A 26,986-nucleotide genomic window follows, 5' to 3' on the forward strand; every position below is an offset into this window, starting at 1 on the left:
TGTGCTGACTTATTGATTCGTCAGAGTTTCAAAGTCCAAAAATACTAAACTTTATACTTTTAAACTTTATACTTTATACTTTTTAGTTCAATAATTCTTTTGCGTGAGCTATGGCAGAAGACGACATCTCCAATCCACCAAGCATTTGAGCGATTTCAACAATGCGCTCGTCGTGGTTTAATTTCACCAAGTTTGTTTGCGTAACATTGTTAACATCTTCTTTAAATACTTTAAAATGCGAATGCCCTTTAGCTGCAATTTGCGGTAAATGGGTTATTGAAAATACCTGCATGGTCTTGCTCATTTGCAACATGATATCACCCATTTTATTGGAGATTTCACCTGAAACACCCGTATCAATTTCATCAAACATGATGGTTGGTAACTGGATGTATTTTGCCAATACCGATTTTATGGCTAACATAATTCGAGACAATTCGCCGCCAGAAGCCGCTTTTTTAAGCTCGTTAAAATTCCCGCCTTTGTTGGCTGAAAATAAGAATGATAAATCGTCTTTTCCGTTAGCAAAAAATTCGGTACCGTAAACAACTTCTATTTTAAACTGGGCATTTGGCATACCCAAGGTAGCTAAAATAGCTTCCAATTGTTCTTTTAATTGCGGAATAACCTCTGTACGCTTATCATGGATGGCTTTTGAAACAACATCAAGCTCCACTTCTTTAGAAGTAATTTCCAAACGTTTTTTCTCGATAGCATCATCTAAATTTTCTGTAAATGCTACTTTTTCTTCCAGTTGATTTTTTATGTCGATTAATTCTGAAATACTAGTTACTACATGCTTTTGCATCAAATTATGAAGCACACGTAATTTAGAATCTACAGCTTCCAATCGTTTGGGGTCTGCTTCCAAGTTTTCGTGCAACACATCAACTTCTTTAAAAACATCATCCATTTCAATTAAACTACTATTTACTCTAGTGAATAAATCTTCGTATTTAGCAGCGTAGCTTGATAGTTTTTGAAATGTATTTTTTAAAGACGTTAAGGTTGGCAACACCCCTATTTGCTCTTCATTTAATAATTGATAGGCTTCAGAAAGTTTTTCTTTAATGCCCTCAATATTATTTAAAGTTTCGTATTCTTCTTCAAGCAATTCCAATTCGCCTTCCACTAAATTAGCTTCTACCAATTCATTTAATAAAAACGAATTATAATCGTGTTCTTTTATAGCTTCCGCTTGAAAATCCAAAAGTTCTTGAAGCTCTTTTTTTAATTTTTTATAAGATTTTAATTCTAATTTATATGTTTGAAGCGTTTCCTCATTGTTTGCTAAAGCATCAATAATTTGAAACTGAAACTCATTACTTATAAGTTGCAAGGTTTCGTGTTGTGAATGGATATCAATCAATCGTTCTCCTAATAATTGCAAACTATTCAAATTTACGGGTGAATCGTTTACAAAAGCTCTCGATTTTCCTGAAGGCAATATCTCCCTACGGATGATGGTTTCATTTTCATAATCTAAATCTTCTGCTTTAAAAAGCGATTGAAGTTTGTAATTTGATATATTAAAAACCGCTTCAATGACACACTTTTCTTCGGTATTTTTTAAGCTGCTTAAATCGGCACGCTTCCCTAGAATTAAAGACAAACCACCTAAAAGTATGGATTTACCAGCACCAGTTTCACCTGTAATTATTGAAAAACCATCATTGAAATCTACATGAAGGTTATCAATTAATGCGTAATTTTTTATGGAAAGTGATGTTAACATGGAAGTTAAAAGTTGTAAGTTAAAAGTTAAAAGTTGGTTTGCTTAAAACTTGATATTCTGCCATTTGCTATTGTACATGGGCGCTACCTTTTGAAGCGTTTCTTTTACACTGGCTATGTTTACGTTAGGACCGCCACTAAAAATTTGTTCTATTTCATCTGCCTTCGCATCAAAAAAAGTTCGAAGTAAAAAGGAATTTGGTCTACGCGTGTTCATAACCTGAAATTGTTTTAAAGACGCCGCTATTTGCTCTTTACCTTCTTTTGTGTTATTGCTCATAACATCCAAACCTTTACGGTGGTACGTGTACATAACATCCTTATATTCTTTATAGGTTGGCGACAAAATATTGTCTATAAGTGCAAACCGGCTTTGTAAGCCATCTGCCAATTTCCAACCTTTAAAATTACCTTGTTGTGAGTAATTAACAATGGTTTGGGCTTGTTGAAAATACGGATCGCCGCCGTTTGGAGAAAAAGATTCGGCATCTAAACCTAAAATCATATGGATGTGAAATGCCAAAACAGATACTAAATTAGATTCGAATTGTGTTGGACTGAAAATTAAATTTTGAAATTCTAAATATGTGAAATTAAAATCTTTATCGTTGAAATTATAAATTGGAGTAGTAAATGAAGAACCATAAACAGGTCTAGACGATTGCACTTGCAATGATGCTTGAAATAATTCACCACTGTAATTCACTACATTCACTACCATGCTGCAATCTATACGCTCTTGGGCAGCAAAGGTTTTTTTTGTCCATTTTGTATTGTTAACAAACTCTTTTAATTGTTTTTCTAAAGTTTTAAAAATTTGCAGATTTTCATTACCAGTTTGTTGGGCATTTACAACCACATCGCAGTTTAACTCTTGTGAAAAACCTACAACTCCTAAACTGAATATTAAAACTATAAGTATGTTACGCATTAATTTGTTCTAAGATTTTATTTAATAAATCGCTGGCAACCTCTGCTTTCGATTTTAACTGAAACTCGGTTACGGTTTCGTCTGCATCAATAAAAGTTACTTTATTTGTTTCACTTTTAAAACCAGCACCTGCATCGTTTAACGAATTTAAAACAATTAAATTTAAATTCTTTCTTTTTAATTTGTCTTTTGCGTTTTCCAGTTCGTTATTGGTTTCTAATGCAAACCCCACTAAGTACTGATTGGTTTTAATGACACCCAATGACGCTAAAATATCTTTTGTTTTTTCTAGCTCTAAAGTTAACGTTGCTTCTTTCTTTTTTATTTTTTGTGAAGTGACTTCTTTTGGTTTGTAATCTGCTACTGCTGCTGAAAGTATGGCAACATCAACTGTTTTGAAATGCTGGTGAACCGCGTTATACATAGCATCTGCACTAACAACTGGGATGACATTTATAAGACTGTTAGCTACTTTTTCGTACGTTGGTCCCGTAATTAAAATGACCTCAGCACCCAAGTTTGCCGATACTTTTGCTATCTCAAACCCCATTTTTCCACTGGAATGATTGCCAATAAACCGAACAGGATCAATAGCTTCATAAGTTGGTCCTGCGGTGATAAGTACTTTTTTTCCTTTTAAGGGAAGTTTATCTAAAATATCGTTTTCAATAAAAGTTACAATATCTTCAGGTTCTGCCATTCTACCCTCGCCTATCAAACCACTTGCAAGTTCTCCATTGGTAGCGGGAATCATAATATTTCCGTAGGTTTTTAAGATTTTAAAGGAGCGCAATGTGCTTTCATGCTTGTACATATCCAAATCCATGGCTGGAGCAAAATACACGGGGCATTTAGCCGATAAATAGGTTGCCAACAACAAATTATCGCAAACGCCATTTGCCATTTTTGATAAGGTATTTGCGGTGGCTGGAGCTATAACGAAAAAATCTGCCCACAAACCTAAATCTACATGGTTATTCCACACAGCGTTATCATCTTCTTCATTGGTAAACGATGAAAAAACTGGATGTTTTGAAAGTGTTGATAAGGTTAAAGGTGTAATAAAATCTTTAGAAGCAGGCGTCATAACGACTTTTACGTTAGCACCCAATTTTACAAACAACCTTACAAGAGAAGCTGTTTTGTAAGCGGCAATACCACCACTAATTCCTAATAGTATGTTCTTGCCGCTTAATATTGACATTTTAAAAAAGTTTACTGATTATCTTCCTCAGTATTTCTAAAATATATTTTATCTGTTAACCATTCTTGAACAGCTAAAGCATGTGGTTTTGGTAATTTTTCGTAAAATTTAGAAACCTCTATTTGCTCTTTATTTTCAAAGATCTCTTCTAAACTATCGTTGTAAGTAGCAAATTCCTCTAACTTATCGATAAGTTCTTTTTTAATCTCTGTGTTAATCTGTTCAGCACGTCTTGCTATGATTGAAATTGACTCGTAGATGTTCTCTGTTGGTTCGTCAATTTGGTTTCTGTCGTACGTGATGGTATTAACAGGTGCATTGGTTTTCTTTAAATCCATTGTCTTTGTTATTTAACTTTTAGTGCTATATTTTTTTAATTGTTCATTTAATTCAATCGCCATTTTTTCAACTTCTTCTTTATGTTTAGAATTAGCATATGCTTTTTTAAATGAATCGTGGTATTCTTTAGCTTTTTCCAAACGGTTTTTCTTTAAGGGAATAAGGCCATTAACTGTATTTTTGTATTCAATACTATTAACGGCTAGTTTATACGCCGCATCAAATCTTAAAAACAAAGCTTCTTCTCGCAATGTAGAACCTGGGAAATCGAACATAAAATTATCAAACGACCTTACAGATGCAGGATAATCGGAAATAGTATTGTATTGCTTGGCTATTTCAAAAGCTTTCTTCTCTAACTTAAAATCTAATTCTTTAACTAGTTTGTTAGCTTCTGAAAGATGCTCAGATTCTGGAAACAAATTGATGAATTCTTGTAGCTTCTCAATAGCCGATTTTGTTTCTTTTTGGTCCTTACTGTAAACTGGAGATAGCATATAATAACTCTTAGCACTTAAAAAAGATGCTTCTTCCCGTTTTTCACTATTAGGGTAACTAGATGCAAAACGTTCAAACTGATATCCTGCCGTATAAAAATCTTTCATTTGATAAAAAGAATTTGAATACAAATACATAAGCTTTTCTGCTTGGGGCTTACCTCTATAACTAGGTACTATTTGCGCAAATAATTTATTGGCCTTAGAAAATTTACCTTCGTTATATAGGTCTTCTCCCATTTTAAACTTAGTGGCAATATCTTCATTTTTTAATGCTTTTTGATATTCGCTACAAGAGCTTAAAAGTGTGATAGTTATTAATATGTAAAGAAATCTATTCATATGAGAATTAACATCTGCTTTTTAAAGGTCATATGCAATCGCTACATTTTTAATGCTATTCAAAAGAATATTGTAATTGCGATTTCATAGTTTTGAAACAAGATGCAAAATTAAGTTATTAATATGGATTTTAAAAATATTATTTTACCGCTAAAATAATGGCTTAAATACAGCAATCATAAGGATTAAGTAATATTTAACAGATATATGAAATTAACTTAGCTCTTAAAACTTTTCCACAAACAATTTGATTTTCTCTTTTAGTGCATTTGAAGCTGGCACCAAAGGCAACCTTACTCTGTCTTTACACAACCCTAATGCTTCAAAAACCGCTTTAATACCAGCAGGATTATTTTCTTCAAAAATATAGCCGATAACATCCATTAACCTGAAGTGCAGTTTATAAGCGTCTTTTGCTTTTCCGTTTAACCCTAAACGAATCATTTCTGAAAATTCTTTAGGAAACCCTTGACCTATTACTGAAATGACGCCGGCACCTCCTGCCAATACAACACCTAAAGCTAAATCGTCATCTCCAGAAATTATTAAAAAATCTTCTGGCTTGTTTTTAATTAACTCCAAATATTGAGAAACATTGTTCCCTGCCTCTTTTACGGCAACAATATTTTTAAAATCGTTGGCCAATCTTAAGGTTGTTTCAACTTCCATATTTTTAGAAGTACGTCCAGGAACATTATATAGAATAATATCAATAGGTGACGCTTCAGAGATTGCTTTGAAATGCTGATAAATTCCTTCTTGAGTTGGCTTACTATAATATGGAGATACCGATAAAATAGCATCGATATTACTTAAATCTGTAGATTTTATTTCTTCTATAACCTGAGCTGTATTATTTCCACCAATCCCTAAAACCATAGGCACGCGCCCCATATTCGCTTTAGATATAGTTTCAATAACTTCCTTTTTTTCTTGCTTAGAAATGGTAACACTTTCGCCTGTAGTACCACATACCACAAGATATTCTACGCCATTCTCAATATTGAAATTCACTATGCTTGTTAAGGCATCATGATCTATCGTTAAATCTGATTTAAAAGGTGTAACCAATGCAACTCCAGTTCCTAGAAACTTACTATTCATTTTTAATTTTTTTTAATATAGTTAGGTATTTAAAAACTTCATCTTTAAATACGTTAAATTCTTTTAGGTTTGTTTTAACAATTAAATCGTTAATCCGTTCGTCTGTTTGCAATAAACCTACCTTAAATTCAGCCTTAGATTTGGCCGTAAGCAATTTTAGCTCGGTAATATCAGCTTCGTAATAACTAATTAAAACATCGAATTTAGTATCCAAAAAGGTTTGCAATTCGCTATTTTTTATAGCGCCTTTCCATCCAAAATCATCTGGATTAAAACAAACATCCCAAGATTTAAGTGTTTCTTTTTTATTTGAAGAAAACGCTATAACCTTTAACTTATTTGGTTTAACCTTTAAACAAGATGCCAATGTATTAAACTGTTCAAAATTATCTAACTCATCTAAATTAAAGATAATCCCTAAACTTTCAACCTGCTTACCTGAAACATTTACATAACGTTCAGACAACAATTTATTGATGTGTTTTTTAATAGATTTTTCTTTAAAACCTTTTAAAATCATTTATCTTTATACTTTGGGCAAAGGTAACAAAAGTACACTCAAAAAATCTATTAAAAATATGAGGTTTACATATTTAATTTATTTGTTATATATATTAGTACTTTTTAACTGCAAGCAACCTAAAGAATATCTAACAAAAATTGAAGGGAAGCAAATTCAAATTACAGATTCATTAGCCATTGATCAGGATATTGAAGCTTTTATAAAACCATACAGAACACATATTAAAAAAGACCTGGACAGTGTGTTGGCGTTTTCGGCTGGCACTTACACAAAATCTGATGGGGAGTTTAATACAGCGATTGGAAATTTTATGGCCGATGCCGTTTTTGATGAAGCAAACCCTGTTTTTAAAAAGAGAACGGGTAAAGACATAGACATGGTTATTTTAAACCACGGTGGCATCCGCTCTATAATCAATAAAGGAAACATAACTACAAGGACTGCTTTTGAATTAATGCCTTTTGAAAACAGTATTATAGTGGTAGCCATGAAAGGGAGTCAGATAGATAGTTTGGTAAACTACCTAAGTAAAGCATATAAAGCGCACCCCATATCGAAACTTAAACTTTCAATTGATAAAAATTTTGATGTGATTGAAGCTTTAATTAATGGCCAAGAAATAGACCCTCACAAAACATATTATGTTGCTACAAACGATTATTTGTATAATGGAGGTGACGACATGACATTTTTTAAACCAAATGAAGAAGTTTATGTTTTAGATTACAAAATACGAAATGCCTTAATTGATAATTTCAAAAAAGTTGACACTATAAGCCCAATAATGGACGATAGGTTTATTATGATTAAGTAGCAAAGTTTCAAAGTGACAAAGAGGCAAAGTTATGAGTTATGAGTTATGAGTTATGAGTTATGAGTTATGAGCAAAATAAGAGTAACTGAACTTAATAACCCTGATAAACTTGAAATCTTTGAATCTTTGAAACTGTGAAGCTTTGAAGCTCTGAAACACTGAAACTCAAAAAAAATGAAGCGTAGAGATTTTATACAACAAGTATCGGCAACAACGGCAGTGGTAACCATTGGAGGTTTCGGACTTCAATCGTTTTCTACATTACCTAAAACCACAAAAATTACCATTCTACATACCAACGATGTCCATAGCCATATTGATGCTTTTGGACCTGATGATGGTAGAAATGCCAATAAAGGAGGCGTAGCAAGAAGAGCTGCGTTAATTGAATCTATTAGAAATGAAAATCCAAACACCCTTTTATTGGATGCTGGCGATATTTTTCAAGGAACCCCCTACTTTAATTATTATGGAGGCGAACTGGAATTTAAATTGATGAGTAAATTAAAATATGATGCAGCCACTATTGGCAATCATGATTTTGATAACGGAATTGATGGGCTATATGCCCAACTTCCACATGCTGAATTTCAGTTTATATCTTCAAATTATGATTTTTCAAACACCATCATGGATACACACGTAAAACCATACAAAACCTTTATAAAAGAGGGTATTAAAATTGGTGTTTTCGGGTTAGGTATTGAATTAGATGGTTTGGTAGACCCTGCCATGTACAATGAAACAAAGTATTTAGACCCTGTTGAAATGGCTCAGGAGATGACCCACATTTTAAAAACCAATGAAAAGTGCGATTTGGTAATATGCTTATCGCATTTAGGGTATGATTACAAAACGAATCCTAACAAAATAAGCGATTTAAAACTGGCAGCTTTAACAAAAGATATTGATTTAATTATTGGAGGGCACACACATACTTTTTTACCAAAACCGACTGTTATAAAAAATATTGAAAACAAAAACATGCTGGTAAACCAAGTGGGATGCTATGGAATAAATTTAGGCAAAATAGATTTTTATTTTGATGCCAACAAAGATAAATCTGCAAACGGCACTTCCATCATTGTTTAAGATAAAACTGTATCAGTCCTATAACTTTCCTTTAATAGTAATGGTTTAGGCTTTTTTACTTTAATACCTGTATTCATTATATACTTAAACATAATGTATAGTCCCAATGCATACAATACCCTATGCAATAGCTCTAAACTCCAGTCGTTTAAATAATATAATTTTAAATAGTTCAATGTTACAGATAAACCAATAAACAATACGGCTGTTAAAAATAAGGTAGATTGTTTTGTTTGTGTGTTTAAATAAACCCCTAAAGACACTAACATTAAAACAATTAAGAAAATACTTTTTATACCATACAGCATCACTTCAGTTCTATTTGATACAACTTCACTTAAAATACCATATATAATATTCAAGAAATAAAGGTTTATTGAAAGCACAACCAACAAATAGACTCCAATTAAAATAGTAACTTCCGAAAGTTTAAATTTGGGAACCACCATAATTAATAAATACAAGTAACTTATTATATAAAGTATGCTTGACGTTTCAATTATGACATCTTCATTAAAAAACATAGGGCTTATATCCCCCAAAAAAGAGAATAATAAAAAGGAGATAAAAACAAATCCCAAAGATGAAAATCTAACAAAGAAGAAAATTAATAATACAGGTATGAAAAGAGGCATAGCTGTTTTCATTATGAGAGCATCATTTGTGATAACTCCATAAACGTTTAATGCTATTAATAGGATTAATGCACAAAAAAAGATCGTACTAAAAGTAAATTTGGGCCAATTTTTCATGATTTCAAGACAAGTAGGTTGACTCAAATATATAAATAAAAACGTTTTAAACGTTAAAATAATACCTTTTATCGATGTTTAGTGTTTTTTTTGTGCGTTTTATCGGTTATTGAATTATTTATCTGACAGAAAATAATTAAAAACGGGTGTGATTGTATGAAATTAATCAAGATACATCTTCTCTTCTTCCCACTTTACACGGTCAGGTTCGATTTTAGATTGTTTATAGAAAAAATAAACTGAGAACAAAAACAAAGTCGTAGAAATCACTTGAAGAAAATTTCTTGCTGTAATATAAGTATAAGCCACCCATATTACCTCTCCAAAAACAATGCATAACGACCCTAAAAACAAGTACAAAGCCTTCACATTATCTCTGTAAAAATAATTTATTAATGTAACCGATAAAAGTATTAGCATGATTATGTTGTAGGCTAATTCAAAATAATATTCATTGGCATCCACCACATAGGGGGCTATTATCCCTTGTAAAACATAAATGATATATATATTTAAAATTGTTAAAATTAGTATATGAATTGTATAATTTTTTAGTGAGTAACTTAAAGAAATAGATTTTAAAACTTCTATAGTTAAAAAAGCATAAGCAAGTATATACAAACCGTTTGCTACATAATAATAAAAATCATGCGAAATATAAGGTGCTATAAAAATCATTAATTCCGAAAGAGAAAACAGCACTAAAAAAAGCGTAAAAAACAAAGATTTTTTATTTACGGTAACGAAATACAAAACAGTAACTACGGGCAATATAATGGATTTGAGAGCGTTTGCTATTATATCTTCACTCCTAAGCTGAAATATGACAGATAGTATGTAAAGTAATAATGCTAAAATCACCAAGACTTTCGACTTGTTCATAATAACAATTTATTGTTGAATTACAAATATAACTACATTATGTTTTTAAACGGCAAAAAAATACATTTTACCTACAAAACGCAACGTTTATTTTATTTTTTGTAAGAATTCGCATTCATTTATAAGTAAGATACTTAAATCCTCTGCCTTTTTTCTTTTACTTGGCCCCATATTATCTCCAGCAACAATAAAACTTGTTTTTGATGATATAGAACTACTTACTTTACCACCATTATCTTCTATGAGTTTTTTTAGTTCATCGCGAGAAAGCGACTCAAATACACCAGATATTACAATGCTTTGCCCTTTTAAAATATCAGTTTGCCCTTTGAGTTGTTCTGCTGAAATCTCTAATTGCACACCAAAATCCTTCAACCTGTTAATGATGAGTCTGTTTTCTTCGGAAGAAAAGAATGCTTGCACACTTTCGGCTATTTTAATTCCTATTTCATCTACATGAACCAATTCCTCTTCTGATGCTTGCGCAATAGCATCAATACTTTTGTAATGTTTAGCTAATTTTTTGGCGACCGTTTCTCCTACATAACGAATTCCCAAAGCATACAAAACACGTTCAAAAGGAATATTTTTAGACTGTTCGATGCCTTGAATTAAATTATCAGCACTCTTTTCTGCCATACGTTCCAACGGAATAACCTGCTCTTTGGTCAATTCATACAAATCGGAATAATTGGAAATCAATCCCTCATTTACCAAAAGTGCTACAGTTTCCCCTCCCAAACCTTCAATATCCATGGCTTTTCTGGATATAAAATGCTGAATACGCCCAATTATTTGCGGTTTGCAGCCATTATAATTAGGGCAATAATGCTGGGCTTCTCCTTCTTGCCTTACCAATTCAGTTTCACATTCAGGGCAAGTTGTAATATATTCGGTTGGTTGGGAATTTAAAGGACGCTGACTTAAGTCGACACCCAAAATTTTTGGAATAATCTCCCCTCCTTTTTCAACATACACCTCATCACCAACTCGAATATCTAATTTTTCAATTTGGTCAGCATTATGAAGCGATGCTCTTTTTACAGTCGTGCCCGCCAATTCAACAGGCTCTAAATTAGCAACTGGGGTAATAGCCCCAGTTCTTCCAACTTGATATGTGATACTATTTAATTTTGTTGATACCTGTTCCGCTTTAAATTTATATGCCATAGCCCAACGAGGTGCTTTAGCGGTGTACCCCAACTCCTCTTGCTGTTGCAAGCTGTTTACTTTTATAACCACACCATCGGTTTCGTAAGGCAACTCGTGGCGATGTACGTTCCAATAATCTATAAACTCTAAAACCTCATCAATGGAATTTGCGATTTTTGCTGCAATGGGCACTTTAAAACCCCATTGTCTGGCTTTTTCTAAACTTTCAAACTGTGTGCTAATTCCCAAATTTAATCCTGTAAGATTGTAAAGCATACATTCCAACGGACGTTTGGCAACTTCGGCACTATCTTGCAATTTTAAACTACCTGATGCTGTATTTCTTGGGTTTCTATAAGGTTCTTCGCCTATTTCAATACGCTCTTCGTTCATTTTGTTAAACCCTTCAAAAGGCAAAACAATTTCACCACGTATATCGAATTTCTGGGGATAATCAGTTCCTTTTAATCGCAAAGGCACAGATTTTATGGTTTTCACATTAGCCGTTACATTATCGCCCTGGAAACCATCACCTCGTGTTAGTGCTCGAACCAATACACCATTTTCATAAGTTAAACTTATGGAAGCACCATCATATTTTAATTCGCAAGTGTATTGAATATCGCCATCTATTTGCTTTTTTAAGCGCGTTTCCCAATCCAATAAATCTTCTTTGGAATAAGAATTGTCCAACGAATACATACGATACTCATGCGGAATGGTCTCGAAATTTTTAGTAACCTCTCCTCCCACACGTTGCGTTGGCGAATTGACATCAAAAAATTCCGGATGCATCATTTCCAATTCCTGAAGCTCTTTTAATTTGATATCGAAATCGTAATCTGAAATAGTTGCATTATCAAGCACATAATAGTTATAGTTGTGCTCATTCAACTCGTCACGAAGGTTTTGTATCTGTTGCTCTATATCCATTGTATTTATAGATGGTATTTGGTATTTGGTTATTGTTAATTGTTTTCTCCTTTAATCATCCTATCTTTTTTGAAGATATCTTGTTTCAATTCTATATTTTTGAAGTTATTATTTACCAACAGTTGTATCATTTCCTTTCCAAGATATTCATTGATTTCAAAAAACAACTCGCCATTTTCAGTTAAATTTTTAACCGCAAACTCCGTAATGGCCTTATAAAACAACAGTGGGTTTTCATCATTTACAAACAAAGCCAAGTGTGGTTCGTTATTTAAAACGTTAGGTTTCATCAACTGTTTTTCTTGCTCTCTTACATAAGGCGGGTTGGAAACAATGACATCAAATGTCATTTTACTAAAATCGGGACCCCATGTTTCAGGTTTTAATATATCGGCTTCAATAAATTCAACAGTCACATCATTCAACTGAGCATTTTTTTTTGCCATCCTTATAGCTTCATTACTCACATCTAAAGCATAAACTTTAGCGTTTGGCAAGTTTTTGGCCAATGAAACAGCAATACAACCACTACCCGTTCCTACATCCAAAATTCTGATTTCCGAATTCTGATTTTTGAATTTTGAAATGATCCACGCAACCAATTCCTCCGTTTCTGGTCTTGGTATTAAAGTATACTGATTTACCTTAAAAGGCAACCCGTAAAATTCGCTTTCACCTAAAATATATTGAATGGGCTGCTCTTCTTTTAATAAATTCAAAGCATTTAAAATAGCTTCATAACCATCAACCGATAAATTTGGCTCCATGGCCAACTTCAATCTAGACACATTATAATACGATTCAATAAGCATAAAAAAGAAGCTATCTACTTCTTCTTTATCATAAACAGCATCTAATTCTAAATGAAATGTATTTTGTACGTCTTTTAAATTCAAAATAATATTTTAAAATAATTAGTGCTCACCTATACTAGCACCTACGGTAATCTAATAAAAATATTTGATTACAAATCTTTTACCATCCAAACACCACATGAGTAATGCCCGGTATTTCCTAAAGCGCTTTTCAAATGCTTAAAACCGTAACTTTCGTAGATATGAATAGCGGCTTTTAGCTGTGGTGCCGATTCCAAATAACATTTTTTATATCCCAAATTTTTGGCAGTTTCCAAACATTTTTCAAAAAGGGCGCGTCCAAAACCTTTTCCTCGTATTTTAGGTGAAAAATACATTTTTTGAATTTCGCACACATCAGTTTCAAAATCCTTTAATGGTTTTACCCCACCGCCACCTAAAATTTCACCATCGGCATCAATTACAAAATAAGCATCATTGGTGTTTTGATAAGATTCGTACATTCTTGGTGTTTCTTCATCAGCATACGCCGTTCCTTCCAAAGGAATTTTAAATTCATGAAAACACGCTCTAATAACTTGCTCTATTTGAGCGTTATCTTTAGGTGCTATTTTCCGAATAACAATAGTATCTTTACTCACTTAAAATGTTAATTTTGTACTCGATGTTTATCGGGATGAAGATACATTAAATCTAAAAAATCAGGAATGAAACGCCTTATAATCTTATCAACAATATTGCTTACCCTTTTTAATTGCTCTGTAAATGAGAAGCCTGAGTTTTTAGGTGTTGAAAATATAAAAATACTTGAATCTACCCCAGAATACATCATTCTTACTGCTGACGCTCTATTTGAAAACCCTAATATTATTGGTGGTGAACTGGAAGTTAGCGATATAAAAGTTTATGTAAACAACAGCGAAATGGCTTCAGTTTCATCAAATAATTTTGAAATTCCTGCTAAAAAGGAGTTTTCAATACCATTGACCGCCAATGTACCTATTGACAGCATTTTTGGTGATGAAAATTTAAGCAGTTTGATAGGGAGTTTGTTAACCAAAAAAATAAAAGTAAACTATAAAGGCGTAATTAACTATAAAGTTTTAGGCTATTCACATAGTTATGAGGTTGATAAAACCGAAGACGTAAAAATTAAATAACCTATTTTTTTTGAACAACCACGAAACATACATAAAACGTTGCATTGAAATTGCCAAAAACGGTTTAGGCACTACCAGACCCAACCCCATGGTTGGCAGCGTGATTGTTTATAACCAACAAATTATTGGCGAAGGTTTTACCAGTGCTTATGGTGGCAACCATGCCGAAGCGAATGCTATCAATGCGGTAAAAGACAAATCGCTTTTAAAAGAAGCTACTCTATATGTTACTTTAGAACCTTGTTCCCATTTTGGAAAAACACCACCTTGTAGTGACCTCATTATCAAACACCAAATACCAAATGTAGTTATTGGTTGTATTGACGATAATTTACAAGTTGCTGGAAAAGGCATAGAAAAACTAAAAAATGCCGGTTGCCATGTAACTATTGGTGTTTTAGAAAAAGAATGCAAAGCGCACCACAAACGCTTTTTCACATTTCACAATAAAAAAAGGCCTTATATTATTTTAAAATGGGCCGAAACCGCCGATGGTTTTATTGCCCCAGAAACAAAGAACGAACAAAAACCTGTTTGGATAACCAATGCATATTCCAGACAGTTAGTCCACAAATGGCGCACCGAAGAGCAAGCTATTTTAGTAGGAACAAATACCGTTTTGCAAGACAACCCCAGTTTAACCGTTAGAGATTGGACAGGGCACAACCCTATTAGAGTTGTTTTAGACAAAAACGAAAAGTTACCAAAAAGCCTAAATGTTTTTAATGTACAAGCTGAAACAATTGTAATAAGCTCAAAAAATCAAAACACAAATTCCAAAAACCAACATTGGAATTTGGAATTTATAAATTGGGATTTAAAAACTTCTATAGCAAAACAAATTTGCGACTGTCTTTATAACCGTAACATCAATTCCATTATTATTGAAGGGGGCACAAAAACGCTTCAAACTTTTATAAATGAAAACCTTTGGGATGAAGCGCGCATTTTTACAGGAACTACCACATTCAAAAATGGTGTAAAAGCACCTAATTTTTCTGGAACATTAATTTCAGAAGAAAAAATATTAACCGATATACTCAAAACCTACAAGAATGATTAAAGCCATTATATTCGACTTTGGCAACGTGTTCATCAACCTAGATATTGAAGGCGCTATTAAACACACTTTTAATCAATTTAAAATTGATACCCTTTCGGAAGAAATGACGGCTTTTAATGGTTTATATGAACAAGGATTAATTTCAACCGAAGAATTCCTTGAGTTTTATGTTGAAAATTTTCCAGATATGTCTTCAGAAGCATTAATAGACATTTGGAATTTCATGCTTAAAGATTTTCCGAAGCACCGATTGGAATTTTTAAAAGAGTTAAAAGCATCTTCAAAGTACAAACTCATACTTTTAAGCAATACCAACGAACTTCATATAGATTACATAAAAAGAAATGTTCCGTTTTACGATGCATTTAAAAATTATTTTGATGCATTTTATTTATCGCACGAAATCAATTTAAGAAAACCGAACCGCGATATTTTCGATTTTGTTTTAAATGAAAACAAATTAAATGCCAACGAATGTCTTTTTATAGATGACAATGAAGCCAATTGCAACACCTCAAAAGCCTTAGGCATTGAAACATGGCACATTAATCCAGAAACCGAAGATGTTTCAAATTTATTTAAAACTAAAAAAGACCTATTTTAATTGAGTTTGGTTGAAAAAGACACATACAAAACCATCAAAACTTCAACCGAAGCCATACTGTTTAAAGAGAAGAACAGCAAGTTTTTTGGTTATGCCTACCCTGTTTTAAATGAAGATGATGTAAAGCTTCATTTGGAAACATTAAAAAAAGAACACCATGCAGCAAGACATTGGTGCTACGCATACCAACTTGGAACGGAAACCATATACTACCGAGCCAATGACGATGGCGAACCCAGTAATTCTGCTGGCATGCCCATTTACGGGCAAATACAATCGTTTGAGGTTACCAATATTTTAGTTGTGGTGGTTCGTTACTTTGGAGGCGTTAAACTGGGTGTTGGCGGTTTAATAAGCGCCTATCGCGCCACAGCGCAATTAACCCTGGAAGCATCCACAATTATTGAAAAAACCATCAATGTTGATTATGTAATCTCTTTTGATTACAAAAACATGAACACCGTGATGCGGATTATAAAAGAGAAAAATTTAAACATTACCAACCAAAAATTGGAATTGGATTGCCAAATAACAATCTCTGTTAGAAAAAAAGAAGCCGAATCTGTTTTTGAAACTTTCAATCATCTTTTTGAAATCGACATAAAAGAAATTTAGATTAATTATTAATAGCGTCTAAAATGTATTGAGGCACTTTCATTGGTCTGTTGGTTTTCATATCTATAAACACCAATGTGGTACTTGCCAAGGTTAAAATCTCACCCTTTTCATTAGTAATTTCATACTCAAATTCAATCTTAGCGGTGGGCCTATTTTTTAGTTGAGTTTTTACATTAATTACATCATCATAAACAGCTGATTTTTTATAGTTTATACTTAAAGAAACTACGGGTAGCATCACGCCATTTTCCTCCATACTCTTATAAGAAATTCCTAATTTCCTAAGCCACTCAATACGCCCCATTTCCAGATATAATGCGTAGTTTCCGTGATAAACAACGCCCATTTGGTCTGTTTCACCGTATCTCACTCTTATTTGTATTTCGTCGATTTTCATAAGGTTAATTAAATAATTTTTTGTAGCTTCGGCAAAGGGATAAACATGGGGAAAAAATTCTAAAAATTCAATACTATTTCATTTTTTTTTTAAGAATTTTGTTCACATATTTGCCAAACCAAAAAGGGGGTTAATAATATTAATTTTCTTTCACAACCTAACAAACAAAATCAGAATAATAAAAATGAGTATAACTGCGCAAACGGTATGGAATAATTGTCTTGAATTCATAAAGGATAATATTCAACCGCAAGCATACAAAACTTGGTTTGAACCCATTCAAGCAGTTAAACTTACAGATAACGCTTTGAGTATTCAAGTACCTAGTAAATTTTTTTACGAATGGCTTGAAGAACACTACGTAAAAATCCTAAAGGTATCATTAACTAAAGAATTAGGCGAAAAAGCCAAACTTGTTTACATTATTAAAATGGAAAACACGTATGGCAACAAGCAGCCTTTTACCGAAAAAATTCCAAGTGCCAACAGAAGCGCCATGAAATCTCAGGAAGTTGATGTGCCACTGAACAATAAAAGCCCAGAATTACGCAATCCGTTTGTTATTCCGGGTATCAGAAATGTTAAGATTGAATCACAACTTAATCCTAATTACAGTTTTGAAAACTTTTTAGAAGGTGACTCTAACCGATTGGCACGTAGCGCAGGTTTAGCAGTGGCTTCCAAACCAGGAGGTACTTCTTTTAATCCGTTGCTTATTTTTGGAGGTGTTGGTTTAGGAAAAACCCACTTAGCGCATGCTATTGGTGTGGACATTAAAGATAAATACCCCGAGAAAACGGTTTTATACATTTCTGCTGAGAAATTTACACAACAATATATAGATTCTGTTAAGAAGAACAACAGAAATGATTTTATACATTTCTACCAAATTATTGATGTGTTGATTATTGACGATGTACAATTCCTTTCTGGAAAAACCGGTACACAAGATGTATTCTTCCATATTTTTAACCATTTACACCAAAATGGTAAGCAAGTTATTTTAACGAGTGATAAAGCACCTGTTGATATGCAAGATATTGAACAACGCTTGTTATCTCGTTTCAAATGGGGACTTTCAGCTGAATTGCAAACACCGGATTTTGAAACCCGTGTATCAATTCTAAAGAATAAATTATATCGTGATGGTGTAGATATGCCAGATGATATTATTGAGTATGTTGCCAAAAACATCAAGTCCAATGTACGTGAATTGGAAGGTGCTATTATTTCGTTAATTGCGCAATCATCTTTCAACAAAAAAGAAATCACTATTGATCTTGCTAGAGTTATCGTTGAGAAGTTTGTAAAAAACACGAAACGTGAAGTTTCTATTGATTATATACAAAAAGTAGTGTCCGATTATTTCCAAATGGATATTGACACACTTCAATCAAAAACCAGAAAACGACACATTGTTCAAGCGAGGCAATTGGCCATGTTTTTTGCTAAAAAATTCACCAAGGCTTCATTGGCAAGTATTGGTTCTCAAATAGGAAAACGCGACCATGCCACTGTTTTACACGCTTGTAAAACTGTAGACAACCTATCTTCAACGGATAAGCAATTTAAAAAATACGTTGAAGATATTACTAAAAAACTATCTGTTTAAAACACAATTAAGATGACTAAAATTCTGATGGTATGCTTGGGAAACATTTGTCGTTCTCCGCTTGCCGAAGGCATTTTAAAATCAAAACTATCCAACGATTCTTTTATTGTAGATTCTGCTGGCACGGGCGATTACCATATTGGTAAAAACCCAGACACTCGTTCTATTGCTGTAGCCAAAAAATACGGTTTAGATATTTCCAATTTAAGAGGCAGACAATTTAACGTATCCGATTTTGATACCTTCGATATTATTTATGTGATGGATGAATCGAACTATCGAAATGTGATACAACTTGCCCGAAACGAACAAGACAAAGCTAAAGTCAACTTCATTTTAAACGAAATTCACCCAGACCAAAACTTTAATGTTCCAGACCCCTATTATGGCGGAAACGATGGTTTTGAAAATGTTTATAGAATGTTAGACGAAGCATGTTCGGTAATTGCCACTAAACTTCAGAATTAACTTATATTTTCATCAAAGATTTTTTGTAACTTTAGGAAATTGTAACCTCCTAAAAAACAATAAGATGAAAAAAACAACCTTTCTTTTTATAATCTGTTTTACTTCTATAATAGCTGCACAAAACATCCAAATAGAACTAGTTGCAAACGGTTTTGAGGCTCCTGTAAGTATCAAAAACGCAAACGACAGCAAACTATTTATTGTTGAACGAAAAGGAGTTATTAAAATTTTAAATGCCAATGGCAGCGTAAATAGTACAGCGTTTTTAGACATCGATAGTAAAGTAAGTGATTCTGGTGGCGAACGCGGTTTGTTGGGCTTAGCATTCCACCCAAACTACAGTAGTAATGGCTTTTTTTATGTTAATTATGTAAACAACTCCGGCAACACGGTTATAGCAAGATATTCCAGAACAAATGAAACTACAGCCGATGTCAATTCCGAACTTATTTTACTTACAATAAACCAACCTGCATCAAACCACAATGGAGGCGATATGAATTTTGGATCTGATGGTTATTTATATATTGCTAGTGGCGATGGCGGGGGCGCGGGAGACCCAAGTAATTATGCCCAAAGCCTGAATACCTTATTAGGAAAATTGCTTAGAATAGACGTTGATAACACCAGCAATGGCAACAACTATGCGATTCCCTCTAACAATCCGTATTTGAATGATGGAGATACTAATACATTACCAGAAATTTGGGCTTACGGATTAAGAAACCCTTGGAAATTTTCATTTGACAAAACTACATCCGACATTTGGATAGCCGATGTTGGGCAAGACAACTACGAAGAAATTAATAAAATCAATACGGCAAATGGAGCTGGGAACAACTTTGGGTGGCGTTGTTTTGAAGGCAATAACCATATTTTCAATTCAACAGGCAACTGCAGCACAATAGACTTCAATAATACGGTTGCTCCCGTGGCGGAGTATCCACACGTAGGGACTGGGTGCTCGGGCTCTATAACAGGAGGCTATTTGTATAGAGGTTCTCTATATAGCAGTTTTATAGGCAAGTATTTTTTTGCAGACTATTGCAAGCAGACCATTGGAATTTTGACAGATACCGGATCTGGTTGGTCTCTTTCTTTTCAAACTCCAAACATCACTGCGGGGTGGACTACTTTTGGAGAAGATGTAAATGGTGAAATTTACATTGCAGGCGGATCTTCTATCTACAAAATCGTAGATGCTAATTTAAGTGTTAAAGACGATACTATTTCAAATATCAAAATATATCCAAACCCAACAAATAATATTTTAAATTTTAATGTGTCGCAAATAAGCAATCCTTTAGCATATATCAAAGTCATTGATATTCAAGGTAAACAAATAAAATCAATCACTTCCATTAGCAGCCCTGTTACCACCATATCAATAAACAACTTGGCAAATGGTATGTATTTTATAGAATTATCAGATATTAGCGGTGTGAAAGCAATTAAAAAACTCATCAAATATTAATGGCAAATCCTTTAGGAAAATTATTCCTTATACCAACAACATTAGGCGACAACGAACCTTTAGAGGTGCTTCCTATTACCGTTAAACAAGTTATTGAAGAAACCGATACCTTTATTGTTGAAAACGATAAAACAGCTAGACACTTTATAAAGCGTATTACTCCAGAAAAATCGCAACCTTCATTAAAAATGTTCCATTTGAACAAACATACTGAAGTTGCAGATTTACCAACCTTTTTAGAGCCTTGCTTGAACGGTTTCAACGTTGGTCTTTTATCTGAAGCGGGCTGCCCTGGCGTTGCAGATCCTGGTGCCGACATTGTTAAAATTGCGCATCAAAAAAACATTAAAGTAATTCCATTGGTGGGGCCATCGTCTATTTTAATGGCACTGATGAGTTCTGGCATGAATGGGCAAAGTTTTGCTTTTAATGGCTATTTACCAATTGATAAAGGCGAAAGAAAAAGTGAAATTAAACGCTTAGAACGTTTATCTTTTGAACACAATCAATCGCAAATATTTATTGAAACGCCTTATAGAAACAATAAAATGCTTGAAGATTTAAGTAATATTCTCGACCTGAACACCCAAGTTTGTGTGGCTTGTGATATTACTTTATCTACCGAATTTATAAAAACACAAACGGCAAACCAATGGAAAAAAAATATCGTAGACCTTCATAAAAGACCTACGATATTTATTATCCATAAAAGCTAAAGTTAAATAGCTTTGGCTTTCTTATTAGCTTTAATAGAAGATGTATCGTAACCTGAGAACTTTTTCATATAGTACTCAATGGTAGTACCATAGCTATCTTCAAAATTATCAATACCGTAACTTCTTAAGTAGTTTTTCACACTACCTGCGCCTGCTAAATGGGCTGCTGCCAAAATACCAGATTCGGTAATTAAGATACCATTAAGCTTTTTACCCACAAAGTTTTTAATATCTCTACGCAAAATCCATTTGTTACGTTGGGTATTAGCTATAAATGCCTTTTCTTGAAGCTCAGGGGTTTTTAAAAACAGGGAAGGATTATGGATACCAATTAATTTTAAAGTTTCTGCTCCAAATTGGTATTTTCCTAAATAACCCAAAGTGTTAACTACAAAATAATCGCCTCGGGATTCTTTAAATGCTAAGGCTTCTTTAAATCCTACAAACGATTTTCCTAATATTGGAGAAATTGGCTTGTTAACTTCATTTGACACTAAAGCATCATCCTTAATGCTATGGTCTTGACTTACGGTATAATTTAACTTTAAGCCAGCTGTTGAATACTTACTTAAATCCATCGCTTCATCTGGTGAAAACGATACGAACAATAGAATACATATTGTTACAGTTAACATTAAGTAACTTGCAATACTTTTTCTCATAGTTTTTAAATTTCTTCAGCAAAATTACATGGTAAAATCACTTGAAAATTTCAGCGTGCAAAGGTACACTTATTTTTAAATATTTCAAAACTAATCGTTTAACTACTTTTTTTAGTAGTAGAATAGATGAAATACACAGCCTTTTTTATTGAATTCTAAAGTTGGCAAGGGAACTTTTATCATATTAAAAATATCTAAAACCGACCTAAGCAACTTTGAGTTTGTTTCAATGTTTGATAAATTTACATCTAAACTCAAATAGAATTGACGTTGCCTATCTAAATTTGTTAACAACTGATTGTCAACATCTTTCACACCAGTCAACATACCATCAGCCCCATACCCTACTGCTACATTCAACCATTTAGGTATGTTTTTTTCTTTAAAAAACGAATGTAAATTTCCACTTAGCCAATATGTTTGACCGTTATAGTCCTTCAAAATCTGTTCCAAAAAATCTTCACCCAGTTTATCAGGCCGTTCTAAAGCATATTTTGTTTGATGAAAAGAGAATTTTAAAGCAATGCGTTGTTCATTCCAAAGCAATTCTTGACCCACATACAAACCCGTTCCGGATGCATTTGCCAAAATATCGCCCCAAGAAAAACCCCATTCTTGGGAATAACCATCAAAAATTTCAACGGTTGTTAAAAAACCGATCCCTAAAGTTGCTCCGTAAATTAATTGGTCTTTTTTACTAACACCGCTCCAGTTTAATAATTGCGCACCATGTTTCCCCATTTGATACGAGGTGAACACATGCCCCATTTTATCCATTTGAAGCCACTCATTGTTATCATTTATAGTATGAAACTTGGATTGCTCATAATCGGCATACCAAAGTTGATGCAGACCAATTAACGAGATACCAGCAAGTGAAGCCTCGGCAATTACAACCGCATTTCGTCGGGGTTTATTAAGTGTATCGCTGGGTGTTAAAAAAGCATCAAGATTAGATTGTGAAAACGAAAACAGCGGCAATAAAACAAAAAACAACAGGTATTTTATTGCCGGTTGTATCACTATTTATTTATGCCTTGAGATGATAAATAGTGTTGATATTCACGTGCGTTCGCATTATGCTGCGATAAAGTTTTGGCAAATTTATGAAACCCTAAGCGTTTAGCATCCGCACAGAAATATAGATAATCATGCTTTTCATAATTTAAAACCGCATCGATAGCCGAAATATCAGGCATAGCGATAAGACCTGGAGGTAATCCTAAATTTTTATAGGTATTATAAGGAGATACTATTTCCTTATGGATATTTAAAACACGTTTTATTACGGTATCTTTATATTCTGGCAATTGATATGCTGCAAATTTCAAGGTTGGGTCTGCTTGCAGTGGCATACCTATTCTAATACGGTTCATGTAAACACCTGCTATACGTGGTTGTTCTGAAGCTTGTTTGGATTCTTCATAAACAATGGATGCCAAAGCAATAACTTGATCCCTTGATAAACCAATGGCTTTTGCTTTTTCATTTCGAGCCTGCGTCCAAAAACGATTATACTCTTTAAGCATGCGCTCTCTAAATTGTTCTGCGGAAGTGTTCCAAAAAAACTCGTAACTATTTGGTAAATACATCCCCAAAGCTGTTGCATTGCTGAAACCGTATTTAGATAAAAACGACGTGTCTTTCATAGCTTTTAACAAAGACAGGCTATCTGCTTCAATTTGTAAAGAAACGCGTCCTGCTAATTTTTCAAGACTTTCTTGATTGTTAAAAGCTAATGTTATAGGAAGGTTTTTGCTTCTAATGGAATTGATAATATCGTTATTGTTCATGCCTTTGGTAATAGCAAAACGTCCTGCTTTCACATTCGTTACATACTTTTTTTGTTTCGCCAAAGCATCAAACGTATTGATATCTTTTAATAAAGGTTCCAATTGCTCCCTAACATCATCATAAGTAGCATTAGTGGCCACAAAAACGTAAGCGGTATCGTTGTAAAAAGCAGTGTTGGAATTCATCATAACACTATAAACATAGTATGCAAAATATGCAGCAGCAACCAACCCAATAAACGCAATGGCAATAAGTATTTTTTTTATGTACATTTAATTTTTAATAAGCTGAAATATATACTCGTTTTTATAAGAACCGTTAACTAAATTCCAATCCTTTTTTAATCCTATTTTTTCAAAACCTTGATTGGCAAAAAGCTTAATACTTGCATTGTTTTCTTCGGAAATATTACAATACAACTGATGCAATCCCAAATGGTTGAAACTGTAATTTATTAGTAAATTAAGAGCTTCACTACCATAACCTTTAGCTCTGTCCTTAGTTTCTTTTAGCAAAATACCAACACCAGCTCTACTGTTTTTAAAATCGAAATCGAACAAATCTATCATACCCAAAGCCACATCATCATAATTTGAAATTACCAAGCGTAATTGTTTCACTTCAAAAATATCTTTGTGAGATTGTTTTAAATACTGCTTAATTAAAAACCTGGAATAAGGTGTTATGGTATTGCTTATTTCCCATACCGATTCGTCGTTTTCAATTGCATGAATAAACTCTAAATCTTCTGGCTCTAAAGCACGTAAATAGATATGTTCTCCTTTTAGGGTAATCATATCGTTCCGCTAAACACGTAAGTTGCCGGCCCAATAAGCCAAACGTTTTTATAAACGCCATTTTCCACATCAAAACTTACTTGCAATTCGCCTCCTTGAACTTTTAAGGTTATCAAATTATCGTTCGTTTCTTTTAGTGCATGCATTGCCAAAGCTACAGCTGTAACACCGGTTCCACATGACAAAGTTTCATCTTCTACACCACGTTCGTAAGTTCTTACAGCAAAAATTTGGTCGCTAATTTTCTTTACGAAGTTTACATTGCTGCCCGCTTCGTTGTAAGGTGCACCATATCTAATTTTGGCACCTTTTGTTTTAATATCGAAATTTTCTATTTGCTCTTCAAACTGTACATGGTGTGGCGATCCTGTATTCAAAAATACGTGATTTTCGTGTTTTTCAACTACATCTACATCTAGCATTTGAAGTTTTACAATGCCATTATTTATGGTGGCATGGTGTAACCCATCTATCGCCTCAAACACCGCTTTATCTTTTATAACGCCTAATTGATTTGCGAAAGCCACCAAACAGCGCCCACCGTTGCCACACATGGTGCTCTCATTACCATCGGCATTGTAGTACACCATTTTAAAATCTAAAGTTGGGTGGTTTTCCAATAGAATTAAACCATCGGCACCTATGCCAAAACGACGGTCGCACAAGTATGCGATGTGTTTGGTATCTTTTTTGTTGAACGATTCTTGACGATTATCTATCATCACAAAATCGTTTCCTGTTCCTTGATATTTGTAAAAAGTCTGTTGCATAATAATGCACAAAGATAAAGAAGTCTTTTTATGATTTACGAATTTTGATTAACGATTAACGAATTTTGTGACTATTACTAAGCCTGTTGCTAGGTGCATTAGGGATTACTCATGCATGCTATTTTAGATTAATGAAATTGTGAATGCTACGCATTTGAAGTGGAAAGCCCACAGAGATCCAGATATTTATCGGGAAGGGTAACACCCATATTATGGTTGCGTTTGTGTTTGTTAAATAGGCGTTAAAGTGGGCGTTAAAAATCGTTAAAGTTGAATTGTTAAGTCAATAAATATTTAATTTTAATCGTTAATTAAAAATAAAACTTAAACTGAAAATATATGAAGAAGATATTATCATTAGTACTGGTTTCGGCATTAGGTGGGGCTTTAACCCTTGGGGCTTACAAAGTTTTTGTAGAGCCAAAAAGTGAATTTGTTTTAACTACACCAGCTGCGACTCCGGCATTTTTGCCAACTAGCAATGTAAATAATTTGGCTTACGAAGCTCCTGATTTTACAGTGGCCGCAGAAAATGCGGTGAATGCTGTGGTGCACGTTAAAAACGTGTCGATTAGTTCAGGTCAAATGAGTTTGCAGGATTTGTTTTCGGGCAGAACAACACCGCGAGCACAAATGGGAACAGGTTCGGGCGTAATTATTAACTCGGATGGGTATATTATTACTAATAACCACGTTATTAATAATTCGGATGAACTGTCGGTTACTTTGAACAACAATAGAACCTATAAAGCTGAAATTGTGGGGTCTGACCCTAAAACCGATATAGCGCTTTTAAAAATTGATGCTGATGAAGATTTGCCGTTTGTAACGTTTGCCGATTCAGACCAAGCTAAAATTGGCGAATGGGTGCTGGCCGTTGGTAATCCATTTAACTTAACATCTACCGTTACAGCGGGTATTATAAGTGCGAAAGCTAGAGATTTATCGGGTACCAGTTCACAATCGTTTATACAAACCGATGCTGCTGTAAACCCAGGTAATTCGGGTGGTGCGCTTGTAAATACCAGAGGGGAGCTTATTGGTATTAATACCGCTATATCATCGCAAACCGGGTCTTATATAGGTTATTCATTTGCTGTACCTAGCAACATTGCACGTCGCGTTATTGAAGATATTATGGAGTTTGGTAACGTACAAAATGGTATTCTTGGTATTAGCGGGGGCTCATTAAACAGTGAGTTTTCTGATAAGTTAGGCATCAACGACACGCAAGGTATTTATGTTGATAGTGTGGTTGAAGAATCGGGTGCTGAAAAAGCAGGTATAAAAAAAGGCGACATTATTAAGGAAATTGATAATGTGAAGGTTTCTAAATTTGCCGATTTAACCGGACACATTGGAGCAAAACGCGTGGGAGATGTTGTAAATTTAAAAATATCTAGAGATGGTTCGTTAAAAACCATTAACGTAACATTAACCCGAAATGAAACTTTAACACTTCCATTAGTAGGTCGTGTAAAAAATGCGAAACACGAAGATTTAAAACGATTTAAAGCTTCTAACGGAATTAAAATTATTGAACTGGATGAAAAATATGCCGACTATTGGAAAAAGAACGGTGTAAAAGAAGGAACCATCATCACCTCCATCAACGATACCAAAATCAACTCGGTTGATGATGCGCAGGAAGCCATTAAAAACAAATCGGCTTACGAACCGTTACGCATAGAACTTATAAATGCTAATGGCGAAAAAGAACGTTATAATTTTAGATAG

Annotated in this window: 30 protein-coding genes; 12 read left to right on the forward strand and 18 right to left on the reverse strand. The window is 33.7% G+C overall.

The genetic code is table 11. The features are described 5' to 3' along the window. Positions 1-82 precede the first annotated feature (82 nt). The 7 genes from recN to J8H85_RS15200 all read right to left on the reverse strand — a co-directional run bounded on the left by recN (position 83) and on the right by J8H85_RS15200 (position 6,671). Positions 83-1,735, reverse strand: coding sequence for a DNA repair protein RecN (gene recN, locus J8H85_RS15170; protein WP_209656054.1), 1,653 nt, complete (start codon positions 1,733-1,735; stop codon positions 83-85). 42 nt (positions 1,736-1,777) lie between these two features. Continuing rightward, on the reverse strand, positions 1,778-2,665 hold the full coding sequence (gene porD / locus J8H85_RS15175) for a type IX secretion system protein PorD (RefSeq protein ID WP_209656055.1): 888 nt from the start codon (positions 2,663-2,665) through the stop codon (positions 1,778-1,780). Beyond that, on the reverse strand, positions 2,658-3,869 hold the full coding sequence (gene coaBC / locus J8H85_RS15180) for a bifunctional phosphopantothenoylcysteine decarboxylase/phosphopantothenate--cysteine ligase CoaBC (RefSeq protein ID WP_209656056.1): 1,212 nt from the start codon (positions 3,867-3,869) through the stop codon (positions 2,658-2,660). Before coaBC ends, porD begins: the two co-directional genes overlap by 8 nt. Positions 3,870-3,880: 11 nt before the next feature. After that, complete coding sequence (locus J8H85_RS15185) at positions 3,881-4,207, reverse strand: DNA-directed RNA polymerase subunit omega (RefSeq protein WP_132218790.1); 327 nt, start codon at positions 4,205-4,207, stop codon at positions 3,881-3,883. Positions 4,208-4,219: 12 nt separating this feature from the next. Beyond that, positions 4,220-5,047 (reverse strand): outer membrane protein assembly factor BamD, encoded by an 828-nt coding sequence (locus J8H85_RS15190; protein ID WP_209656057.1) that lies wholly within the window; start codon positions 5,045-5,047, stop codon positions 4,220-4,222. A gap of 225 nt (positions 5,048-5,272) precedes the next feature. After that, positions 5,273-6,151, reverse strand: coding sequence for a 4-hydroxy-tetrahydrodipicolinate synthase (gene dapA / locus J8H85_RS15195; protein WP_209656058.1), 879 nt, complete (start codon positions 6,149-6,151; stop codon positions 5,273-5,275). Then, complete coding sequence (locus tag J8H85_RS15200) at positions 6,144-6,671, reverse strand: DUF6913 domain-containing protein (RefSeq protein ID WP_209656059.1); 528 nt, start codon at positions 6,669-6,671, stop codon at positions 6,144-6,146. Before J8H85_RS15200 ends, dapA begins: the two co-directional genes overlap by 8 nt. A gap of 58 nt (positions 6,672-6,729) precedes the next feature. Between J8H85_RS15200 and J8H85_RS15205 the strand changes: the two genes are divergently transcribed. Both J8H85_RS15205 and J8H85_RS15210 read left to right on the forward strand, forming a co-directional pair. Further along, positions 6,730-7,488 carry a 5'-nucleotidase C-terminal domain-containing protein gene (locus J8H85_RS15205; protein WP_209656060.1) on the forward strand — a complete coding sequence of 253 codons (759 nt, stop codon included), beginning with the start codon at positions 6,730-6,732 and terminating at the stop codon, positions 7,486-7,488. 174 nt (positions 7,489-7,662) lie between these two features. Then, complete coding sequence (locus J8H85_RS15210; RefSeq protein WP_209656061.1) at positions 7,663-8,580, forward strand: bifunctional metallophosphatase/5'-nucleotidase; 918 nt, start codon at positions 7,663-7,665, stop codon at positions 8,578-8,580. Here the strand turns inward: J8H85_RS15210 and J8H85_RS15215 are convergent. Beyond that, complete coding sequence (locus J8H85_RS15215) at positions 8,577-9,029, reverse strand: hypothetical protein (protein ID WP_209656062.1); 453 nt, start codon at positions 9,027-9,029, stop codon at positions 8,577-8,579. The genes J8H85_RS15210 and J8H85_RS15215 overlap by 4 nt on opposite strands. Positions 9,030-9,063: 34 nt before the next feature. Between J8H85_RS15215 and J8H85_RS15220 the strand changes: the two genes are divergently transcribed. After that, positions 9,064-9,258, forward strand: a complete 195-nt coding sequence (locus tag J8H85_RS15220) for a hypothetical protein (protein WP_209656063.1) — start codon at positions 9,064-9,066, stop codon at positions 9,256-9,258. A gap of 236 nt (positions 9,259-9,494) precedes the next feature. Here J8H85_RS15220 and J8H85_RS15225 read toward each other — a convergent pair whose 3' ends face one another. The 4 genes from J8H85_RS15225 to J8H85_RS15240 all read right to left on the reverse strand — a co-directional run bounded on the left by J8H85_RS15225 (position 9,495) and on the right by J8H85_RS15240 (position 13,755). Beyond that, the gene (locus J8H85_RS15225) at positions 9,495-10,214 is read right to left on the reverse strand and encodes a hypothetical protein (protein ID WP_209656064.1); all 720 of its coding nucleotides are present in this window, start codon (positions 10,212-10,214) and stop codon (positions 9,495-9,497) included. A gap of 87 nt (positions 10,215-10,301) precedes the next feature. After that, positions 10,302-12,299: an NAD-dependent DNA ligase LigA gene (ligA, locus tag J8H85_RS15230; protein ID WP_209656065.1), complete on the reverse strand. Its 1,998-nt coding sequence runs from the start codon at positions 12,297-12,299 to the stop codon at positions 10,302-10,304. Positions 12,300-12,334: 35 nt separating this feature from the next. Next, a complete protein-coding gene (gene prmC, locus J8H85_RS15235; protein ID WP_209656066.1) occupies positions 12,335-13,195 on the reverse strand; it encodes a peptide chain release factor N(5)-glutamine methyltransferase in 861 nt (286 codons plus the stop codon). A 68-nt stretch (positions 13,196-13,263) separates the two neighbouring features. Further along, positions 13,264-13,755, reverse strand: a complete 492-nt coding sequence (locus tag J8H85_RS15240) for a GNAT family N-acetyltransferase (RefSeq protein ID WP_209656067.1) — start codon at positions 13,753-13,755, stop codon at positions 13,264-13,266. A 66-nt stretch (positions 13,756-13,821) separates the two neighbouring features. On the opposite strand from J8H85_RS15240, the gene J8H85_RS15245 reads away from it, so the two are divergent. Genes J8H85_RS15245 through J8H85_RS15260 form a run of 4 tightly spaced genes read left to right on the forward strand, consistent with a single transcriptional unit; the run spans position 13,822 to position 16,556 of the window. Then, a complete protein-coding gene (locus J8H85_RS15245; RefSeq protein WP_209656068.1) occupies positions 13,822-14,274 on the forward strand; it encodes an LEA type 2 family protein in 453 nt (150 codons plus the stop codon). A gap of 10 nt (positions 14,275-14,284) precedes the next feature. Next, positions 14,285-15,337: a bifunctional diaminohydroxyphosphoribosylaminopyrimidine deaminase/5-amino-6-(5-phosphoribosylamino)uracil reductase RibD gene (gene ribD, locus J8H85_RS15250; protein WP_209656069.1), complete on the forward strand. Its 1,053-nt coding sequence runs from the start codon at positions 14,285-14,287 to the stop codon at positions 15,335-15,337. Then, entirely contained in the window at positions 15,330-15,941 is a 612-nt protein-coding gene (locus J8H85_RS15255; RefSeq protein WP_209656070.1) for an HAD family hydrolase, read from the forward strand. The genes ribD and J8H85_RS15255 overlap by 8 nt, the downstream gene beginning before the upstream one ends. 6 nt (positions 15,942-15,947) lie before the next feature. Beyond that, the gene (locus J8H85_RS15260; protein ID WP_209656109.1) at positions 15,948-16,556 is read left to right on the forward strand and encodes an IMPACT family protein; all 609 of its coding nucleotides are present in this window, start codon (positions 15,948-15,950) and stop codon (positions 16,554-16,556) included. Position 16,557: 1 nt separating this feature from the next. On the opposite strand, the gene J8H85_RS15265 is transcribed toward J8H85_RS15260, so the two are convergent. Further along, the gene (locus tag J8H85_RS15265; protein WP_209656071.1) at positions 16,558-16,956 is read right to left on the reverse strand and encodes an acyl-CoA thioesterase; all 399 of its coding nucleotides are present in this window, start codon (positions 16,954-16,956) and stop codon (positions 16,558-16,560) included. Between the two features lie 184 nt (positions 16,957-17,140). On the opposite strand from J8H85_RS15265, the gene dnaA reads away from it, so the two are divergent. From dnaA to J8H85_RS15285, 4 genes are all read left to right on the forward strand, one after another. Beyond that, positions 17,141-18,568 (forward strand): chromosomal replication initiator protein DnaA, encoded by a 1,428-nt coding sequence (gene dnaA / locus J8H85_RS15270; RefSeq protein ID WP_209656072.1) that lies wholly within the window; start codon positions 17,141-17,143, stop codon positions 18,566-18,568. A gap of 12 nt (positions 18,569-18,580) precedes the next feature. Next, the gene (locus J8H85_RS15275) at positions 18,581-19,036 is read left to right on the forward strand and encodes a low molecular weight protein-tyrosine-phosphatase (protein ID WP_209656073.1); all 456 of its coding nucleotides are present in this window, start codon (positions 18,581-18,583) and stop codon (positions 19,034-19,036) included. Between the two features lie 64 nt (positions 19,037-19,100). Further along, the gene (locus tag J8H85_RS15280; RefSeq protein WP_209656074.1) at positions 19,101-20,510 is read left to right on the forward strand and encodes a PQQ-dependent sugar dehydrogenase; all 1,410 of its coding nucleotides are present in this window, start codon (positions 19,101-19,103) and stop codon (positions 20,508-20,510) included. Beyond that, positions 20,510-21,226, forward strand: coding sequence for an SAM-dependent methyltransferase (locus J8H85_RS15285; RefSeq protein WP_209656075.1), 717 nt, complete (start codon positions 20,510-20,512; stop codon positions 21,224-21,226). The genes J8H85_RS15280 and J8H85_RS15285 overlap by 1 nt, the downstream gene beginning before the upstream one ends. A gap of 2 nt (positions 21,227-21,228) precedes the next feature. Here J8H85_RS15285 and J8H85_RS15290 read toward each other — a convergent pair whose 3' ends face one another. From J8H85_RS15290 to dapF, 5 genes are all read right to left on the reverse strand, one after another. Continuing rightward, positions 21,229-21,888 (reverse strand): peptidoglycan-binding protein LysM, encoded by a 660-nt coding sequence (locus J8H85_RS15290; protein WP_209656076.1) that lies wholly within the window; start codon positions 21,886-21,888, stop codon positions 21,229-21,231. Positions 21,889-21,999: 111 nt separating this feature from the next. Next, positions 22,000-22,911 carry a DUF2279 domain-containing protein gene (locus J8H85_RS15295; RefSeq protein ID WP_379937634.1) on the reverse strand — a complete coding sequence of 304 codons (912 nt, stop codon included), beginning with the start codon at positions 22,909-22,911 and terminating at the stop codon, positions 22,000-22,002. Then, entirely contained in the window at positions 22,911-23,954 is a 1,044-nt protein-coding gene (gene mltG / locus J8H85_RS15300) for an endolytic transglycosylase MltG (protein WP_209656077.1), read from the reverse strand. The genes J8H85_RS15295 and mltG overlap by 1 nt, the downstream gene beginning before the upstream one ends. Beyond that, positions 23,955-24,479, reverse strand: coding sequence for a GNAT family N-acetyltransferase (locus J8H85_RS15305; RefSeq protein ID WP_209656078.1), 525 nt, complete (start codon positions 24,477-24,479; stop codon positions 23,955-23,957). It lies immediately after the preceding gene. After that, the gene (dapF, locus tag J8H85_RS15310) at positions 24,476-25,249 is read right to left on the reverse strand and encodes a diaminopimelate epimerase (protein ID WP_209656079.1); all 774 of its coding nucleotides are present in this window, start codon (positions 25,247-25,249) and stop codon (positions 24,476-24,478) included. Before dapF ends, J8H85_RS15305 begins: the two co-directional genes overlap by 4 nt. 339 nt (positions 25,250-25,588) lie before the next feature. On the opposite strand from dapF, the gene J8H85_RS15315 reads away from it, so the two are divergent. Continuing rightward, on the forward strand, positions 25,589-26,986 hold the full coding sequence (locus J8H85_RS15315) for a trypsin-like peptidase domain-containing protein (RefSeq protein ID WP_209656080.1): 1,398 nt from the start codon (positions 25,589-25,591) through the stop codon (positions 26,984-26,986).

Source organism: Mariniflexile gromovii, from assembly GCF_017814435.1.
In the GTDB taxonomy this organism is placed as follows: domain Bacteria; phylum Bacteroidota; class Bacteroidia; order Flavobacteriales; family Flavobacteriaceae; genus Mariniflexile; species Mariniflexile gromovii.

Excerpts from the sequence above, each read along its gene's own strand:
- porD (WP_209656055.1), bottom strand. The coding sequence starts at position 2,665 with ATGCGTAACATACTTATAGTTTTAATATTCAGTTTAGGAGTTGTAGGT.
- J8H85_RS15305 (WP_209656078.1), bottom strand. The coding sequence starts at position 24,479 with ATGATTACCCTAAAAGGAGAACATATCTATTTACGTGCTTTAGAGCCA.
- J8H85_RS15285 (WP_209656075.1), top strand. The coding sequence starts at position 20,510 with ATGGCAAATCCTTTAGGAAAATTATTCCTTATACCAACAACATTAGGC.
- J8H85_RS15315 (WP_209656080.1), top strand. The coding sequence starts at position 25,589 with ATGAAGAAGATATTATCATTAGTACTGGTTTCGGCATTAGGTGGGGCT.
- J8H85_RS15290 (WP_209656076.1), bottom strand. The coding sequence starts at position 21,888 with ATGAGAAAAAGTATTGCAAGTTACTTAATGTTAACTGTAACAATATGT.
- mltG (WP_209656077.1), bottom strand. The coding sequence starts at position 23,954 with ATGTACATAAAAAAAATACTTATTGCCATTGCGTTTATTGGGTTGGTT.
- dapF (WP_209656079.1), bottom strand. The coding sequence starts at position 25,249 with ATGCAACAGACTTTTTACAAATATCAAGGAACAGGAAACGATTTTGTG.
- J8H85_RS15245 (WP_209656068.1), top strand. The coding sequence starts at position 13,822 with ATGAAACGCCTTATAATCTTATCAACAATATTGCTTACCCTTTTTAAT.
- J8H85_RS15265 (WP_209656071.1), bottom strand. The coding sequence starts at position 16,956 with ATGAAAATCGACGAAATACAAATAAGAGTGAGATACGGTGAAACAGAC.
- J8H85_RS15185 (WP_132218790.1), bottom strand. The coding sequence starts at position 4,207 with ATGGATTTAAAGAAAACCAATGCACCTGTTAATACCATCACGTACGAC.
- J8H85_RS15225 (WP_209656064.1), bottom strand. The coding sequence starts at position 10,214 with ATGAACAAGTCGAAAGTCTTGGTGATTTTAGCATTATTACTTTACATA.
- dnaA (WP_209656072.1), top strand. The coding sequence starts at position 17,141 with ATGAGTATAACTGCGCAAACGGTATGGAATAATTGTCTTGAATTCATA.
- J8H85_RS15200 (WP_209656059.1), bottom strand. The coding sequence starts at position 6,671 with ATGATTTTAAAAGGTTTTAAAGAAAAATCTATTAAAAAACACATCAAT.
- J8H85_RS15280 (WP_209656074.1), top strand. The coding sequence starts at position 19,101 with ATGAAAAAAACAACCTTTCTTTTTATAATCTGTTTTACTTCTATAATA.
- J8H85_RS15210 (WP_209656061.1), top strand. The coding sequence starts at position 7,663 with ATGAAGCGTAGAGATTTTATACAACAAGTATCGGCAACAACGGCAGTG.
- ligA (WP_209656065.1), bottom strand. The coding sequence starts at position 12,299 with ATGGATATAGAGCAACAGATACAAAACCTTCGTGACGAGTTGAATGAG.
- dapA (WP_209656058.1), bottom strand. The coding sequence starts at position 6,151 with ATGAATAGTAAGTTTCTAGGAACTGGAGTTGCATTGGTTACACCTTTT.
- J8H85_RS15275 (WP_209656073.1), top strand. The coding sequence starts at position 18,581 with ATGACTAAAATTCTGATGGTATGCTTGGGAAACATTTGTCGTTCTCCG.
- J8H85_RS15255 (WP_209656070.1), top strand. The coding sequence starts at position 15,330 with ATGATTAAAGCCATTATATTCGACTTTGGCAACGTGTTCATCAACCTA.
- coaBC (WP_209656056.1), bottom strand. The coding sequence starts at position 3,869 with ATGTCAATATTAAGCGGCAAGAACATACTATTAGGAATTAGTGGTGGT.
- J8H85_RS15220 (WP_209656063.1), top strand. The coding sequence starts at position 9,064 with ATGCTTGACGTTTCAATTATGACATCTTCATTAAAAAACATAGGGCTT.
- J8H85_RS15215 (WP_209656062.1), bottom strand. The coding sequence starts at position 9,029 with ATGGTGGTTCCCAAATTTAAACTTTCGGAAGTTACTATTTTAATTGGA.
- recN (WP_209656054.1), bottom strand. The coding sequence starts at position 1,735 with ATGTTAACATCACTTTCCATAAAAAATTACGCATTAATTGATAACCTT.
- J8H85_RS15190 (WP_209656057.1), bottom strand. The coding sequence starts at position 5,047 with ATGAATAGATTTCTTTACATATTAATAACTATCACACTTTTAAGCTCT.
- J8H85_RS15205 (WP_209656060.1), top strand. The coding sequence starts at position 6,730 with ATGAGGTTTACATATTTAATTTATTTGTTATATATATTAGTACTTTTT.